The sequence below is a fragment of the Bovifimicola ammoniilytica genome (assembly GCF_025567085.1).
Taxonomy (GTDB): Bacteria; Bacillota; Clostridia; order Lachnospirales; family Lachnospiraceae; genus Bovifimicola; species Bovifimicola ammoniilytica.
Map to the genome: position 1 here is coordinate 49,832 of NZ_JAOQJN010000003.1, position 15,982 is coordinate 65,813.

Consider the following 15,982-nt stretch of genomic DNA (forward strand, 5'->3'; position numbering starts at 1 on the left):
ACACACACTTTCATAATTACTTTATCTAGTGCAAGTAAATGTCATAGACGGACATCTCGTTTTAAGTGTATGGCATTGAATGAACTCAAATAATCAAAAGAGCCGAAAAAGATATCTACAGATTAGCAATTCTTGCAAAAGTTTCTATATTTATATATGCAAATTTACTTAATACAGACGGATATTTCTATCTACTTATATTATCGTATTGTGACTTTTATATCCCTCTCCTATAATCTCGTTTGCAGAAGTAATTATCATAAATGCATCACTATCTGTCTCATCTACAATCTCCTTTGCTTTCGGTAATTGCGGTTTTCTTATTGCACACATTATCACACGTTTCTCCTTGTTCTTATACGCACCATATCCTTTCAGATATGTTACACCTACCTCTAATTCACCTAATAGCCTTTCCACCAGTTCATTTTCACTTTTCTCAGACTTAGAGATAATATATAAAAGCTTTGCTTCATCTTTACCATATAGTACAAAGTCTAAAACTGTTGAAGTTATAATTACTGTAAGTGCCGAATAAAGTCCTGCGTTAACATTTCCAAATATCAGCACATACGCAATTACAACGATTCCATCTACTGTCAGAAATATCCTTCCTGTCTTAATATGTGGGTGCCTTATTTTCACTAATCTGACTACAATATCTGCGCCACCTGTCGTAGCACCCTCTTTAAATATTATTCCAATGCTTAGTGCTACAAGTCCGCCGCCTGCAAGTGCCGCCATTAAAAGATCGTCTGTCATTCCACCATATAACGAAAAAATATTCATAAATATTGAAGATACAACTATCACATATATTGTCGTAAGCAGAAATCTTATTCCGAATTTCCAGATACTTATAAGTAATAATGGAATATTTATCATAAATACCAATGTACCTATTTCTACACCTGTAAGTCTGTTTAGAATTATGGCCGTTCCCGAAACTCCTCCCGGAACAAGGTTATTAGCATCAAGAAACAAACTTACTCCTACTGCATACATTATAGCTGCTACCGTAATCTTAATATATTTTATCATACTCACCACATTTCAAAGAAATTAGATAATACATATTGTGTACGTCATTAATATTTTTATACAGCATATAATTATAAAAAGCTGCGGAATGGAGATTAGTGTGGAAAAACGTAATATTTATTTAAGTTTAATACTTCTTCTAACTTTATTATCTGCAATATTTATATATCAGATTTCCATAAGCAACACTATACAGACGAATATTTCAAAGATTAAAAGTAATTCAAGTAACAAGCATGCAAATAGTTCCCTTTCAGATAGTTCTTCATCTGATACTTCACAAACGAATAACACAGATAAAGTTAAAAAAATCGCCATTACTTTTGATGACGGACCGCACCCAGAATATACCCTTAAATTACTTGATGGATTAAAGGAAAGAAATGTTAAAGCAACATTTTTCGTAATTGGAGAAAATGTTTTGAATAATCCCAATATGATTAAAAGAATGGCTGAGGACGGTCATCTGATTGGAAATCATACATACTCACATGTACAATTGACCTGTATCTCAGAAGAAAAAGCCATTACAGAAATAAATAAGACATCTGAACTCATAACTACCTATGCAGGTGTCTCTCCTAAATATATCAGACCACCTTATGGTATGTATTCAGATGCCTTAAAACGTGAAACTAATCTCACTCCCGTATTATGGACAGTTGACCCAAGGGACTGGAGTGTTCTTAATACTGATTCTGTTGTTAAACATGTATTAAAACGTGCCAAAAGTGGTGACATTATTCTATTACATGATATATTTGATACCTCTGTTGAAGCCGCATTTCAAATCATCGATGCACTTAAAGCAGAGGGATATGAATTCGTTACTGTCGATGAATTCATTAAAGTTAATTAATCTATTGCTGTTTACTGATTCTGCTAACCATAGCAGTTAATAATTTAACTGAATTCTCAATTGCCATTGCTTCAAATGTCGGATAATCCATATGTGCACTGTCATCTGCTTTATCCGATATTGCTCTTATAATAAGAAATGGAATGTTGTTAAGATATGCAGCCTGTGCAATTGCAGCACCCTCCATCTCTGTACAATATCCGTCAAAATTATCGACAAGCCAATCTTTCTTCTCTTTACCTGATATGAACTGGTCTCCGCTTAATACTCTTCCTGTGAATACATTTATTCCATCAAGAACTTCCTTACATGATTCCTCTGCTATCTTAATGAGGTCTTTATCTGCCTTAAATGTTGAACAATCCATTCTTGGAATTACGCCGATAGGATCACCAAATGCCGATGTATCCATATCGTGTTGCAATGCATCTTCTGATAATACTATATCTCCAATGTTAATCTCTGCATTTAAAGAGCCTGCAATTCCTGTATTAATTATTGCTGAAACCTTATAAATGTCTGCTAAAATCTGCGCACATATTCCAGCATTAACTTTACCGATTCCTGAACGTACAACTACAACATCTAAATCTTGTAATTTACCCTCATAGAAGTCCATTGAAGCAATTCTTTTAATCGTAACGTCTGATAGTTTCTCCTTAATCTTACTAACTTCCTCATCCATTGCTCCGATAATTCCGATAACTTTATATTTACTCATAAATTCCTCCATATTGTTTATTCAGGATATACTAAATGTTTCTCATCAATATTTCTAAGTGTATTATCTAAGAATCTCTTAGCTACATATTTAGCCATAGGTAAATTCATATCGAGATAATTTCCACAATCTCTTGCTGATGCACCCGGTACATCTCCCTCAAATCCACTCATAAACTCATACATTTCTGTTACAAGGTCTACGATATCCTTTGATTCTAAATTACCTGCAAGAATAAGATAAAAACCTGTTCTGCAGCCCATTGGTCCAAAATAAATTACTTTATCACTATATTTCTCGTGATTTCTTAAAAATGTAGCGCCTAAATGCTCTAATGTATGAACTTCTGCTGTATTCATAACCGGCTCATAATTAGGTCTTGTCATTCTTATGTCAAATGTTGTAGCAACTTCACTTCCTATGTAATCTCTTCTTGATACATATATTCCCGGTTCTAATTTTAAATGATTAATGGTAAAACTTGCTATTTTCTTCATAATTTCTCCATTCTTCGCATATATTTAATTTTTAATGACTCTATCATCATATTATATAGTATACCTTGAAATCAGCTGTTTAACAAGATGCTCTATAAATTTAACAGATTGGTAATATAATTTTGACAAGTTATATTTATATTTATTGACTAATATTAATATAATAGGTTATACTTATTTATTAGAAAATATTTCCTTTGGAAATTAGAAATGGAGATTCAAAATGCAGATTAATAATTTACCTAAAGACCCTGTTATGCTTTTAAGTTATGTTAACACACAGCTAAGAGATAATTATTCAGACCTTACAGAGTTTTGCGTTGCAAACAACATAGACATTAATGACGTTGTCGGAAGATTAAGAGCCATTAATTATTCTTATGACCCAGCAACTAACCAGTTTAAGTAGTTATTTAAAACAAGGCTATATCTTAGGAGATACTAAGATGTAGCCTTGTTTTTATTCTATATATTTTCAAGTCAGCTTTCTATTCAACCCAGTATACTCTGCCATCTTTTCTTGCAGCAGCCTCAGGTATCTCACCATCAATATAACCAACGGCACAATGTCCAATTCCTGTCCATTCTCCCTCGATTCCAAGTTCTTTTAATAATTCCTTGTATTCAGGAAGTTCAAATTCTTCTTTTGCTCTGTGAATCCAGATACTTCCAAGATTAAGCGAATGAGCCGCAAGCATCATATTTCCCATTACAAGACTTCCATCATAAATGCCTGTTGGCCAGTTCTTATCTGCTAAAACAATCAATATAACAGGTGCACCATAAAATGGGTCAAAATCTTCCTGCCAGCCGCCAATTTTAGAATTTACTGCTGATATTTTATCTCTTAATTCTTTATTAGTTACTGCAATAGTAATAGTTGACTGTTTTCCTTTACCATTTGCGGCATACAAACCAGCTTCAATAATCTGGTTTATATCTTCCTTAGATGGCATATCAGGTTTAAATTTACGGATACTACGACGTTCTTCCATTGCTTTAATTACTTCGTTCATATATTTTAATCCTCCATTTTGTATTTATTTCTAATCAACACTATAATACCACTATTTTACTTTTTTCACACTAATTTCATATATAAAAGTAGATAAGGATTACACTCCTCATCTAACTTTTTTCTGAATGATAACATTTTACGTTTTCTTTGTAAATATATTTACGTTGATTATATCACCTTATCCAAATTTTCTTAAAATTTATTATTCTATTTTTATTTTTTAAACTATCACTTTAAATTTTACTTGACAAAGTTTAAATCTTTGCATATAATTTCACTATCAAGTTAAATTTTTAAAGTAACACTTTAAATTTTATAAATCAGGAGGATTATTATATGAATAACACAAACATCAAAGAACTTGACAACAGCTTGTCAATAGAACGAATATTTACAATAGTAATATTTATAGCTGTATTAGTTACTGCTTTCATATGCCTTTTCGAGTTCTTTCTATACAAAGATATTACTGATTTAAAACATGGTTTATATTCGATATTTGCAGCAATTATTTCAGGTCTCTTAACTTTAATTTTTCAAGATATCCACAAGAAACAGACACCATTTACCAAGTCGGTAATTATTAAACTTCAATGTATGGCCGTTATCACTATGCTTGCAGGTGTTATGCCAAGTGTTATTTCTAAATGTGTTTCAATGATGCTCGAACATACTAACTCGATAACTTTTAATTTATCTTTAGGAAGTGAAACAACATTTATTTTACTAATCGGTACAATTATTGGAATTGTCTCTGAAATTTTTAAATATGGTGCAAAACTTCAGGAAGATATCGATAGTATTGCATAACAGGAGGTAGAAAATGGCAATAATTGTTCGATTAGACAGAATGATGGCAGATAGAAAAATGTCTTTAAACGAATTAGCTGACAAAATAAATATGACTAATGTCAATCTTTCGAATCTTAAAACAGGTAAAATGAAAGGTATTCGCTTTGAAACTATGAATTCCATTTGTAAAGCACTTGATTGTCAACCTGGTGACCTTTTTGAATACATTGATGAAGAATAAGTAAAAAATAAGAGTGCATTTCTGCACTCTTATTTTTTATAAGTTATAGGACAAAACGTGTTGATACGAAGAGTCGATGAGAAATTCGCGTAGGCGATTTCTCATCTGCCATAAAAACTATTTGCTTTCGCTTAGAAACAAATAGCTAGTATTTTACTGCCTATAGTATTTAAGGAAATCTTCAAGGTTTTCCATTGCATCTTTTAATATTTCGATTCTTGGAAGATATACAACTCTGAAATGGTCTGGCTCTTTCCAGTTAAAGCCGCCGCCATGAATAATAAGAATCTTCTTTTCTTTTAATAAATCTAAAGCAAACTTCTCATCATTTACAATGTTAAACTTCTTAGCATCTATTTTAGGGAAAATATAGAATGCTGCTTTTGGTTTTACTGCGCTGATACCAGGTATATCATTCAATGCCTTGTAAATATATTCTCTCTGTTCATAGATTCGTCCACCAGGCACAATGTATTCTTTAACGCTCTGATGTCCCCATAAAGCTGTCTGTACAACAGACTGGGCAGGAACATTTGAACAAAGTCTCATATTAGAAAGCATATTTATTCCCTCTATATAATCCTTTGCAATTGCCTTATTTCCACTAAGAACCATCCAGCCGATTCTAAAGCCTGCAATCATATGAGATTTTGAAAGTCCGCTAAATGTAACGCAGAATAAATCTGGTGCAAGACTTGCAATTGATACGTGTTCTTCATCGTCCATTACTAAACGGTCATATATTTCATCAGAGAAAATAATAAGCTGATTCTGTCTTGCAACTTCTACGATCTCTTCAAGAACTTCCTTAGAATAAAGTGCTCCTGTCGGATTGTTTGGATTAATTATTACAATAGCCTTTGTGTTAGAATTAACTTTGCTCTTAATATCATTAATATCAGGATACCATTCTGACTGTTCATCGCAGATATAATGTACAGCCTTTCCTCCTGCTAAAGTTACACAGGCAGTCCAAAGTGGATAATCCGGTGATGGAACTAACACTTCATCACCTTCATTTAAAAGTGCTGACATACTAAGATTAATTAACTCACTAACACCATTTCCCGTATAAATGTCATCAATAGATACATTAGGAATATTCTTAATCTGAGAATACTGCATAATGGCCTTTCTTGCTGAAAATAAACCTTTAGACATTGAATATCCCTCACACTCGGTTAATTGTGATGACATATCATATATAATTTCGTCCGGAGTTCTGAAATCAAATGGAGCCGGATTACCGATATTTAACTTCAACACTCTGGTTCCCATTGCCTCCATCTTATTAGCCTCTTCTACAACCGGGCCTCTTACATCATATAAAACATTATCTAATTTTGATGATTTATTAAAAGTTCTCATATTAACATCTCCTGATTCATTTTTCTTAATATTATTATTGGTTTTATCTGTTCCATTTTTGTTCTTCATTGGCTTTGTCGTATTATCTGTTCCATATAGCCAATCTATATCTACATCAAGTGCATTTGCAATAAATTCACCTATATTTTTCCTTGGAACTGCATCGCCACTTACATATTGACTAACCTGACTCTTTCCAAGTTTAATACCCGCCGCTTCCGCTCGTTTAAGCAGGTCTACCTGTTTATAGCCCTTATTATCCATAGCACTTTTCATTCTCTGTGAAAAAATTGAACTATCCATATACACTAATCTCCATTTCTGAGCACCTTGTTGCGAAGAGGCAGTCAGAAATTCGCAGATGCGATTTCTGACTTGCCATAAAGGCTATTTGCTTTCGCTCTAAAGCAAATAGCTGTGAGAAAAATAATCGCATCGGCATTATTTTTTTCACTATCTCCATTTCTGTTAAACTGTTATTTGTTCATTTGCTATATAATATCATAATATTCATAAAAGTTCAATTTTAATTTTGCGTTTTTGCAAATAAAATGAACTTTTTTCTGTATTTAAGTTCATTTTTATGCATGAGTTCATTTTGAATTGATTTGTTTTTTATTTTCTATTCAAACTCTATAATATAAAAAGAACAGATGGTAACGATTACAGTTACTTCTCCATCTGCTCTTTTAAATTCATTTATAAAATTATATATTATTCTCTATGATTTATTTAGGCATCTTCAATGCTCTTAATGCATTTAGAATTGCAATAACTGCGACTCCGACATCCGCAAATACTGCTGCCCACATATTAGCTATACCAAGTGCTGCAAGGACTAAAACTAATATTTTAATACCAATCGCAAACACGATATTTTCTGTAACAAGCCGCATTGTCTTTCTTGCGATTTTGACTGCTTTAACGATTCCAAGCGGATTATCATCCATAAGAACTACATCTGCTGCTTCAATTGCGGCATCTGAACCTAAAGCACCCATTGCTATTCCGACATCAGCTCTTGCAAGTACAGGTGCATCATTTATTCCATCTCCGACATATGCTAATACACCCTGACCTTTGTTTTCTTCTAACAATGATTCTAACTTATCAACTTTATCACCTGGAAGTAATTCTGCACATACCTTCTTAATTCCAAGTTCTTTTCCGACAAGTACACCGATTGCATTACGGTCACCTGTTAACATTACAGTTTTATCTATTCCTAATTTACCAAGCTTAGCAATGGCCTCTTTGGAATTTTCTTTTATCTCATCGGAAATGATTATATTACCAATATATTTTCCATCAACCGCAACATATACTACTGTACCGATTCCTTCATATTCTGTATAAGTAATGTTATTTTTCTTCATTAATTTACCATTACCTACACAAATATTTTTGCCATTTACATTAATCTCTGTACCATGACCTGCGACTTCAGTAACTTTTGCTTCTTTTGTCTTATCTGTAAGACTCTTTTCATCTGTACCGAATTTATTATAATAATCTCTCTTTATAGATAATGCTATTGGGTGATTTGAATAGCTCTCACCAAATGCAGCATATTCTAATAATTCATTATCATTCACACCATTAGCAGCATTTATCTCAGTTACATTAAATGAACCCTTAGTAAGTGTTCCTGTCTTATCAAATACAACAGAATTACATTTAGAAAGTGCTTCAATATAGTTACTTCCTTTAATTAACACACCATTTGCCGATGCTCCACCAAGTCCACCAAAGAAACTAAGTGGAACTGATATTACTAATGCACATGGACATGAAATAACTAAAAATGTAAGTGCTCTGTATATCCAGCTTGAAAATGCCTGATTCAAAATTAATGGCGGAAAAATTGCAATTATTAATGCACAGGCACATACAATTGGTGTATACCATTTAGCAAATTTAGTAATGAAATTCTCTGTTTCTGCCTTTTTATCACTTGCATTTTCAACAAGATCAAGTATCTTAGATACTGTAGATTCTGAGAATTCCTTAGTAACTTTAATCTCAATAAGTCCGTTCTTATTAATTGAACCACTAATTACTTCATCATTCACATCAACATCTCTTAAAATGCTTTCGCCTGTAAGGGTTGATACATCAAGGCTTGCGCTTCCGTTTACAACTATACCGTCAAGTGCTACTTTTTCACCTGGTTTAACGATAATTATGTCATCAATTTTTACGTCATATGGATCTTTTTTTGCAAGATTTCCGTCATTTTCCTTAACCACGGCATAATCTGGTCGTATATCCATAAGTTCTGCAATTGATTTTCTTGATTTATTAACTGCATAAGACTGGAATAATTCACCTACCTGATAGAATAACATAACAGCAACAGCTTCAGGATATTCAGATACTAAAAATGCTCCTACAGTTGCTACCGTCATAAGAAAATTCTCATCAAATACCTGACCATGCAATATATTTTCTGCTGCTTCCTTTACAACATCGCCACCAACTATAAAATATGCTATTAAATATATAATAAGCTGAATGTTGTCTATCATAACATCACTTACCGAAAATATGCTGTTAAGAGGTAAAAATCTTGCCAAAAGAAATACTATAAGTCCGGCGATAATTCTATATAATCTCTTCTTTAATTTCTTCATAGGCTGCCTCCTATATATTTTACTTTCTGACTATCTTACGATACTTACGTCTTTCTCTACAGACTGCATTACTTTCTCAACTTTGTCTAAAACTTCCATAAATATGTCATCATTGGCTTCCAATGTGATTTTCTGTGCCATAAAATTAATTGCTACAGAATCTACACCCTCAACCTTAGCTGCTGCTCTCTCCATTTTTGCTGCACAGTTTGCACAATCTAATTCGTCTACTTTATAAGCTCTTTTCATAATAATACCAACCTTTCTTTCTAGATAATATGCTATCGGGTTCAAAAGTCCCCGAATTTGATGTCTACGAATTGTTCCGTTCTACGGCATATAAATATTTATTCAGTTATATGCTCAAATCCCTGACTTAATATGTTCTGAATGTGGTCGTCTGACAGTGAATACACAATTGCTTTACCCTCACGTCTGAATTTAACTAATTTCATCTGCTTTAACATTCTAAGCTGATGAGAAACTGCTGACTGACTCGCTCCAAGCACTTCTGCCAAATCACATACACATAATTCCGATTGAAGCAATGCGTATAGTATTTTAATTCTTGTCGAATCTGCAAATACCTTATAGAAATCTGCTAAATCATACAACATTTCTTCGTCCGGCATAATGCTTGATACACGTTTTACAACATTGTCATGATGATGTTCAACTTCACAGCTTTCTTCGATATTATCAATCTCTTCTCTTTCTGACATTCAAACCCTCCTTTCACACCTGACAATTCATTTTGAAAAAGTTAAATTAAATCTATTGTTATATTTATCATATTTACATATGAATATCTGTTCATATGTTATGTTATTACTAATCTTTGAATTTGTCAACACTATTTTATATTTTTAAATAAAATTTTAAATAAAATCATTTCAAATAAAACTATTTCAAATAAAATGTGAATTAATTTACTATTCTATATTTACTATACACAAAAGAATAAAGAATGTCGCTTGCTACATTCTCCGTCTGTGGCGGGCTGCTATAGCAACATTTTCTGCTCCGACGCAGTGCGATCCTCACGGAGCGTTTTTGCTTACCAGGACAATTTCAACGAAATTTCCTGGTAAGTAAAAAAGACGAAACCACTTTAGTGATAACGTCTTTCTATTGTTTCTTTACGATTTATGATACATATGATATAAGAATGTAATTTGCACATTTCTCAAATTATATTTTGATTTTAATAAATTATACCTATTTCACGAATTCTGTTAATGTTTCGATAAGCTTATCCATTTCCTCATCAGTACCGATTGTGATTCGTAAATAGTTATCTATTCTTGGTGAATTGAAATATCTTACGAATATGTCTTTACTCTTTAAGTATTCAAATATATCTTTAGCATTGTATTTCTTATGTGTTGCAAAAATGTAGTTAGCTTTTGAATCTGTGAATTCAAAGCCCAATTCTGCTAATCTCTTCTTAGTATTTTCTCTTGTTCTTATAATCTTTTCAATTGTTTCTTCGAAATATTTCTTATCTTTTACAGCTTCTATTCCGACCTTTAATGAATTCTGATTCATTGTATATGAATTGATTGAGAATTTGACATCATTCATTGCCTTAATTAATTCAGGATTACCTATTGCAAAACCTATTCTCATACCTGCCATTGAGCGTGACTTTGAAAATGTCTGGACTACTAAAAGATTCTCATATTTATCAAGCAGACTAAGTGCTGATTCTCCACCGAAATCAATATAAGCCTCATCAACAATGACTATTACGTCCTGATTATGCTTTACAATATCTTCTATAAAATCTACTGACTCACATATTGCAGTTGGTGCATTCGGATTAGCAAATATAACACCACCATTTTCCTTATAATAATCCTCTTTAATAATGTGGAATGTATCATCAACAGGAACTTTCTCATATGGAATATTGTATACATCTGCCCACACACTATAAAATGAATATGTAATATCCGGAAAAAGTATCTTCTTATCGGAATTGAAAAATGTCATAAATGCAACTGATAATACATCATCTGAACCGACACCTACAAAGATATTATCTGTATTTACTCCGTAATATGATGCTAATTCCGTACGAAGTGACATACATTCAGGATCAGGATATAATCTAAGACAATCTGTGTCTAACTTCTCTGATGCTTCCTTAACACCTTCTGCCGGTGGATATGGATTCTCATTTGTATTTAATTTTATTACTTTTCGTTGTGGCTGTTCACCCGGAACATATGGCACAACTTTTCTAATATTGTTCTTCCAAGCCTGCATTTCTTCCTCGTTTCTGCAAATAAATCTGCCATTTATATTTTCATAACGCTAACTATTTTATAACAAGCCAAACTCTTTTGCAAGTTTCTTGAAACCATCTAGCGAATTTACAATTGTCTCATATGATACACAATAAGCAATTCTTACATACCCTGGACACGCAAATGCACTACCGGGAACTAATAAAATATTATATTTCTTAGCTGCGTCAACAAATGTCTTTTCATCTCCGGGTGTCTTAACGAATAAATAAAATGCTCCCTGTGGCTTTATACACTCAAAGCCATATTCTTTAAGACTTCCATATAATAATTCACGATTTTTATTATATGGTGCAATATTTACTTCTGTATCCACACATCTTGCAACTGCTCTCTGCATAAGTGATGGTGCATTGACAAAGCCAAGAATTCTTGTAGCTACACTTGCTGCTGCCTTGATATTTTCACTGTCTGATAATTCATCAGGCAATACAAGATATCCGATTCTCTCTCCTGGTAATGATAAAGATTTACTATATGAATATCCAACTATCGTATTATCATAATATTTAGTAAGATATACAACTTCTGCATCATCATATACAAGTTCACGATATGGCTCATCCGAAATAAGATAGATATCTGTACCTAATTCTTTCTGTTTTCTCTTTAAAATATCTGTAAGTTTAATAATTGTCTCTTCTGAATAAACAACACCTGTTGGATTATTAGGATTATTTACGATTACTGCCTTTGTCTTTTCGTTAATAAGACTTTCGAATTCTGTAAGATTTAACTGGAAATGTTCTGTATCCGGTGAAACCACAACAAGTTTACCATCATAATTAGTTACATAAGATTTGTATTCGCCGAAAAATGGAGCAAATACTATTACTTCATCATCTTTATTCAAAAGTGTTTTACAGATTACATTTAATCCGCCTGCTGCACCAACTGTCATTAATATATTGGTCTCATTGAATTTTGTTCCAAATCTCTTATTAATGCTTCCTGCAATTGCTTCTCTTACATCTTCGTAACCTGAATTGCTCATATATCCATGCACCATTGTCGATTCTTCTTCGTCAAGTATATCCTTTATCGCCTGATTTACTTCTGAAGGTGCAGGAACATTTGGATTACCAAGGCTGAAATCATATACATTTTCAGCACCATATTTATCTGCTAACTTCTTTCCCTCTTCAAACATTGCTCTGATTACCGAACTACCCTGCACATATTCTTTCATTCTTTCTGATATCATAATAATCTCCATTCCGCAGGCGTATCACATCTCTGAAAATGCTGATAAAATTCCTAAGGTTTAAGATTTATCCTACGATAACAAGAAAACGCCGTAAGAAATATTTCCCATGAAGGAACTAACTGTGATGTCTGCTGCACACTATCTTCTATATTTAAATTTTTCTGTATTCTGTTATACCATTCTGTAATTACTCTGTAAAGTCAATTAATCTTTTCCAAATATAATCGAATTAATTTTTCTGCACATAATCGAATTAATTTTTTCCGCACATAATTGAAATTCTTTCTCTTACCAATTCCTCTGCCAATTCATACATTGTCCAGTTGACATTATGAATGGTAACTACAGCCTTTAAGCCAATCGGTGAAATTCCTATTTTCTTATATTCTGCAAGAAATTCATCTAATTTATTATCTTTTAGTCCTGAAAATACAATTAATTCAGGAAGTGAGTAACCCATCGGAACATTCTGATTTGCAGTATTCAACATCTGGTTGTCTGGTGATGCATTTATTTTACTATTTCCTGTAAGTGTACCAACTGTAATCTTTGCATCAGAATCTTTTAATTTTCTTGTCTTAAGACCTAATTTTCTACACAGATTAACTACCTGTTTTTCTTTTGACGTCTCATTTATTTTATACATTATCAAATCAGTCATTTATAATATTTCCCTTTCTGACATTCTCATCAATAAAGTTCTCTTTTGCATAATTCCAGATAACCTCTGAACCCTTAGCCGTATTCTTATTTCTATTAAGTATCTGGCTCAAATGAACTCCATGCTCAACCCACGATTTACCATCGCTGGCATCATTGAGTACGACTGGCTGAATGTTATCCATAGTCCTTGCAAATTTAGCCTCTTTCGTCTCCTGTGCCTCAAATTCTTCCCAGAGATTTCTAAATTTCACTGCCTGGTCTTTTGGAAGCATTCCGAATAATCTCTCTGCCGCCTTTACTTCACGCTCTCTCTGGCTCTTTTTACCATTTTCATCATATGCATATGTATCACCTGCATCTATCTCTACAACATCATGAATTAATATCATCGAAATAGTCCTTAACACATCAATCTCTTCATTGGCATACTCGCTTAAGATTAACGCCATTATAGCCATATGCCATGCATGCTCAGCATCATTTTCTTTTCTCTCACCATTAGCTAAATATGTCTGCCTGCCTATTAATTTTTCTTTATCTAATTCCCTTGCAAATGCAAACTGCTTGTCTAGTCTTTCTTTATCTGATTTATTTGTATCCAACTCTATTACCTGTCCTTTCTGTATTTATATATATTATTTTTCTCTATCTATTTCCGTTAATTCATCAAGTTTTGAAATATCTATCTTATCACAGGTATAGACTCTTTCGCCTATTCTTATCATTGTATCACTAATAACTGTAACAGATGTAATTGCCTTACCATTATTATCAAATGCATCTATTCTATATATCCAACCTTTTCTGTCATCTGATTTCTTATCTCTTCTTGCCTTACCATCTAATAATTCTGTCATTTCTTTGACTGTATCACTATCCGTTATTTTCACATTGTCATTTTTATACTGTACCTCAAAAGACTTAATTTCTTTAATATCTTTCAGAACTGTGATATCTGATTCAGATTTATTATTCTTAATTACTAAGCCAGTAACTCCAACTACTATGAGTGCGAATACTATAATAATTGCTGCCATAATTTTTCTCATATTATATACGTTCCTTTCCCAATACATTTTTAAATATAAACCTACTAAATTATTAATATATTCTACCACAATTCTAATTAAAAAGCACCCTAAACCAAATATATGATACCTCTAAAGTAACAGATTTTATATTTAATCTTTCTGCCTAAAGGTATCATATCAAATTTGCTTTAACGTATGCATATAAATACATATCTATGCTCAAAATCTTAATTATTCACTAAAAATAATGTATATATTTTTTCTTCTGAATCATCATATCCCTTTATCGTTACAACCACTCTATCTGCCTTCCATTCAACTTTCCAATTCGACTTATCAATTGTTGTTCCATCATTATTAACTTCTATTTTTTGTCTGCATATTACTTTATTATCTTTATTTTTCAATACCAGACGGCCTTTACAACTTCCAAACGGCCATTTAATATTATCAATTGCAACTAATTCAATTGTATATCCATCATTACTTTGCTTATCTACAACCTTTTCATTTAATCTCTTATATAGAATTTTTCCACCAATAAATAAAACAATGATTAATAATAAAATAATTAATAATTGTATCAGGCAGCCACTATTTTTCTTTTTTATAACTTCTGAATCTTCATCCATATTTTATATAATTACCTTTCGTCAATGTTAATATCCTACATTTGCATTTAATATCACGCACTCAAACTTCATAAGCTAAGAGGTTCTTCAACCATAAGCTAAAAGGACCTCTATTTATATATCTGATATTAACATAGACAAATATATATTACAATGAATTTAAAAATAATTATAACCATTTACTTACACTCCTGAATTACATTTCCACCATCTACAATCAATTCCTGTCCTGTAACATATGAAGCTTCTTTTGATGCAAAGAACACTACTGCACTTGCCACTTCTTCGGCTCTCGCAGGTCTGCCTATCGGTGTATGTTCTCCATATTTAAGTGATGCTTCATCTAGAATTCCTGTGTTAATCCAGCCTGGCAAAACTGCATTACTTGTAATATTATTTATGCCCTCTTCTAGGGCTATCGTCTTGCTCATTCCAAGTATTGCTGACTTCGCGGTTGCATAAGCAGCCAGTCCGCGCTGTGTAACGATAGGACCTATAACCGAGGAAATGTGGACTATTCTTCCATATTTATTCTTCTTCATAATCTTTAGAACATTTTTACTCACGTTATAGTTAGTTTTCATATTAATGTCTAGGACTCTGTACCATTCATCATCTTCAAGTTCTGCAAAGTTAGGCTGGCTCTTCTTATCATATACGGTGTGGTTAGAGGTCGAATTAATTCCTGCATTATTTACTAATACATCGATTTTTCCACTTTCTTTTTCAATTTCTGCAATCGTCTTAGTGACCTGACTTGCATCGCGTAAATCACATATCACACCTTTCGCATCAATTCCAAGTTCTTTTAATTCATTTGCACGTTCAAATATTCTGTCGCTTGTTGCAATCATATATATTTTTCCGCCAAGAAGTCCCAAATCTTTGGCTGTTGCAAAACCGATTCCTGTAGGACTTCCCGCACCTGTAATCAGGCACACCTGATTTTCAAAACTAAACATAAGCA

The 15,982-nt window shown here is 32.6% G+C and carries 19 protein-coding genes; 4 read left to right on the forward strand and 15 right to left on the reverse strand.

The genetic code is table 11. The annotated features are described in order from the left end of the window. Positions 1–195: 195 nt before the first annotated feature. Positions 196–1,041, reverse strand: a complete 846-nt coding sequence (locus tag OCV48_RS03915; protein ID WP_147591212.1) for a YitT family protein — start codon at positions 1,039–1,041, stop codon at positions 196–198. A 100-nt stretch (positions 1,042–1,141) separates the two neighbouring features. Here OCV48_RS03915 and OCV48_RS03920 point away from each other — a divergent pair, with 100 nt between their 5' ends. Continuing rightward, on the forward strand, positions 1,142–1,900 hold the full coding sequence (locus OCV48_RS03920) for a polysaccharide deacetylase family protein (RefSeq protein ID WP_021983526.1): 759 nt from the start codon (positions 1,142–1,144) through the stop codon (positions 1,898–1,900). 1 nt (position 1,901) lies between these two features. Here OCV48_RS03920 and OCV48_RS03925 read toward each other — a convergent pair whose 3' ends face one another. Together OCV48_RS03925 and OCV48_RS03930 are read right to left on the reverse strand one after the other, a co-directional pair. Further along, the gene (locus tag OCV48_RS03925) at positions 1,902–2,621 is read right to left on the reverse strand and encodes a 5'-methylthioadenosine/adenosylhomocysteine nucleosidase (RefSeq protein WP_021983525.1); all 720 of its coding nucleotides are present in this window, start codon (positions 2,619–2,621) and stop codon (positions 1,902–1,904) included. A gap of 17 nt (positions 2,622–2,638) precedes the next feature. After that, a complete protein-coding gene (locus tag OCV48_RS03930) occupies positions 2,639–3,118 on the reverse strand; it encodes an S-ribosylhomocysteine lyase (RefSeq protein ID WP_021983524.1) in 480 nt (159 codons plus the stop codon). A 223-nt stretch (positions 3,119–3,341) separates the two neighbouring features. Here OCV48_RS03930 and OCV48_RS03935 point away from each other — a divergent pair, with 223 nt between their 5' ends. Then, positions 3,342–3,527 carry a DUF4250 domain-containing protein gene (locus tag OCV48_RS03935; RefSeq protein WP_021983523.1) on the forward strand — a complete coding sequence of 62 codons (186 nt, stop codon included), beginning with the start codon at positions 3,342–3,344 and terminating at the stop codon, positions 3,525–3,527. Between the two features lie 79 nt (positions 3,528–3,606). Here OCV48_RS03935 and OCV48_RS03940 read toward each other — a convergent pair whose 3' ends face one another. Next, positions 3,607–4,134: a nitroreductase gene (locus OCV48_RS03940; RefSeq protein WP_021983522.1), complete on the reverse strand. Its 528-nt coding sequence runs from the start codon at positions 4,132–4,134 to the stop codon at positions 3,607–3,609. Positions 4,135–4,472: 338 nt separating this feature from the next. Here OCV48_RS03940 and OCV48_RS03945 point away from each other — a divergent pair, with 338 nt between their 5' ends. After that, positions 4,473–4,946 carry a hypothetical protein gene (locus OCV48_RS03945; RefSeq protein ID WP_021983521.1) on the forward strand — a complete coding sequence of 158 codons (474 nt, stop codon included), beginning with the start codon at positions 4,473–4,475 and terminating at the stop codon, positions 4,944–4,946. 13 nt (positions 4,947–4,959) lie between these two features. Then, positions 4,960–5,169: a helix-turn-helix domain-containing protein gene (locus OCV48_RS03950; protein WP_021983520.1), complete on the forward strand. Its 210-nt coding sequence runs from the start codon at positions 4,960–4,962 to the stop codon at positions 5,167–5,169. A gap of 153 nt (positions 5,170–5,322) precedes the next feature. Here the strand turns inward: OCV48_RS03950 and OCV48_RS03955 are convergent, their stop codons facing one another. The 11 genes from OCV48_RS03955 to OCV48_RS04005 form a co-directional block, all read right to left on the reverse strand. Next, positions 5,323–6,537 carry an aminotransferase class I/II-fold pyridoxal phosphate-dependent enzyme gene (locus OCV48_RS03955; protein WP_262559171.1) on the reverse strand — a complete coding sequence of 405 codons (1,215 nt, stop codon included), beginning with the start codon at positions 6,535–6,537 and terminating at the stop codon, positions 5,323–5,325. A 728-nt stretch (positions 6,538–7,265) separates the two neighbouring features. Further along, positions 7,266–9,170 (reverse strand): heavy metal translocating P-type ATPase, encoded by a 1,905-nt coding sequence (locus OCV48_RS03960; RefSeq protein ID WP_021983518.1) that lies wholly within the window; start codon positions 9,168–9,170, stop codon positions 7,266–7,268. 30 nt (positions 9,171–9,200) lie between these two features. Further along, positions 9,201–9,419: a cation transporter gene (locus OCV48_RS03965; RefSeq protein WP_021983517.1), complete on the reverse strand. Its 219-nt coding sequence runs from the start codon at positions 9,417–9,419 to the stop codon at positions 9,201–9,203. Between the two features lie 98 nt (positions 9,420–9,517). Beyond that, a complete protein-coding gene (locus OCV48_RS03970) occupies positions 9,518–9,892 on the reverse strand; it encodes an ArsR/SmtB family transcription factor (RefSeq protein ID WP_021983516.1) in 375 nt (124 codons plus the stop codon). 496 nt (positions 9,893–10,388) lie between these two features. Further along, complete coding sequence (gene hisC / locus OCV48_RS03975) at positions 10,389–11,441, reverse strand: histidinol-phosphate transaminase (protein WP_021983515.1); 1,053 nt, start codon at positions 11,439–11,441, stop codon at positions 10,389–10,391. A 57-nt stretch (positions 11,442–11,498) separates the two neighbouring features. Next, positions 11,499–12,686 carry a pyridoxal phosphate-dependent aminotransferase gene (locus OCV48_RS03980; protein WP_021983514.1) on the reverse strand — a complete coding sequence of 396 codons (1,188 nt, stop codon included), beginning with the start codon at positions 12,684–12,686 and terminating at the stop codon, positions 11,499–11,501. Positions 12,687–12,942: 256 nt separating this feature from the next. After that, positions 12,943–13,350, reverse strand: coding sequence for a DUF3783 domain-containing protein (locus OCV48_RS03985; protein WP_147591215.1), 408 nt, complete (start codon positions 13,348–13,350; stop codon positions 12,943–12,945). Continuing rightward, entirely contained in the window at positions 13,343–13,954 is a 612-nt protein-coding gene (locus OCV48_RS03990) for an HD domain-containing protein (RefSeq protein ID WP_021983512.1), read from the reverse strand. Before OCV48_RS03990 ends, OCV48_RS03985 begins: the two co-directional genes overlap by 8 nt. A gap of 33 nt (positions 13,955–13,987) precedes the next feature. Continuing rightward, positions 13,988–14,389 carry a hypothetical protein gene (locus OCV48_RS03995; RefSeq protein WP_147591216.1) on the reverse strand — a complete coding sequence of 134 codons (402 nt, stop codon included), beginning with the start codon at positions 14,387–14,389 and terminating at the stop codon, positions 13,988–13,990. Between the two features lie 221 nt (positions 14,390–14,610). After that, positions 14,611–15,015: a hypothetical protein gene (locus OCV48_RS04000; protein ID WP_147591217.1), complete on the reverse strand. Its 405-nt coding sequence runs from the start codon at positions 15,013–15,015 to the stop codon at positions 14,611–14,613. Positions 15,016–15,194: 179 nt separating this feature from the next. Further along, entirely contained in the window at positions 15,195–15,977 is a 783-nt protein-coding gene (locus tag OCV48_RS04005) for an SDR family NAD(P)-dependent oxidoreductase (RefSeq protein ID WP_262558905.1), read from the reverse strand. Between the last annotated feature and the right edge of the window lie 5 nt (positions 15,978–15,982).

Coding starts and splice junctions, on each gene's coding strand:
- OCV48_RS03915 (WP_147591212.1), bottom strand. CDS start 1,041: ATGATAAAATATATTAAGATTACGGTAGCAGCTATAATGTATGCAGTA.
- OCV48_RS03925 (WP_021983525.1), bottom strand. CDS start 2,621: ATGAGTAAATATAAAGTTATCGGAATTATCGGAGCAATGGATGAGGAA.
- OCV48_RS03930 (WP_021983524.1), bottom strand. CDS start 3,118: ATGAAGAAAATAGCAAGTTTTACCATTAATCATTTAAAATTAGAACCG.
- OCV48_RS03935 (WP_021983523.1), top strand. CDS start 3,342: ATGCAGATTAATAATTTACCTAAAGACCCTGTTATGCTTTTAAGTTAT.
- OCV48_RS03940 (WP_021983522.1), bottom strand. CDS start 4,134: ATGAACGAAGTAATTAAAGCAATGGAAGAACGTCGTAGTATCCGTAAA.
- OCV48_RS03945 (WP_021983521.1), top strand. CDS start 4,473: ATGAATAACACAAACATCAAAGAACTTGACAACAGCTTGTCAATAGAA.
- OCV48_RS03950 (WP_021983520.1), top strand. CDS start 4,960: ATGGCAATAATTGTTCGATTAGACAGAATGATGGCAGATAGAAAAATG.
- OCV48_RS03955 (WP_262559171.1), bottom strand. CDS start 6,537: ATGAGAACTTTTAATAAATCATCAAAATTAGATAATGTTTTATATGAT.
- OCV48_RS03960 (WP_021983518.1), bottom strand. CDS start 9,170: ATGAAGAAATTAAAGAAGAGATTATATAGAATTATCGCCGGACTTATA.
- OCV48_RS03965 (WP_021983517.1), bottom strand. CDS start 9,419: ATGAAAAGAGCTTATAAAGTAGACGAATTAGATTGTGCAAACTGTGCA.
- OCV48_RS03970 (WP_021983516.1), bottom strand. CDS start 9,892: ATGTCAGAAAGAGAAGAGATTGATAATATCGAAGAAAGCTGTGAAGTT.
- hisC (WP_021983515.1), bottom strand. CDS start 11,441: ATGCAGGCTTGGAAGAACAATATTAGAAAAGTTGTGCCATATGTTCCG.
- OCV48_RS03980 (WP_021983514.1), bottom strand. CDS start 12,686: ATGATATCAGAAAGAATGAAAGAATATGTGCAGGGTAGTTCGGTAATC.
- OCV48_RS03985 (WP_147591215.1), bottom strand. CDS start 13,350: ATGACTGATTTGATAATGTATAAAATAAATGAGACGTCAAAAGAAAAA.
- OCV48_RS03995 (WP_147591216.1), bottom strand. CDS start 14,389: ATGGCAGCAATTATTATAGTATTCGCACTCATAGTAGTTGGAGTTACT.
- OCV48_RS04000 (WP_147591217.1), bottom strand. CDS start 15,015: ATGGATGAAGATTCAGAAGTTATAAAAAAGAAAAATAGTGGCTGCCTG.
- OCV48_RS04005 (WP_262558905.1), bottom strand. CDS start 15,977: ATGTTTAGTTTTGAAAATCAGGTGTGCCTGATTACAGGTGCGGGAAGT.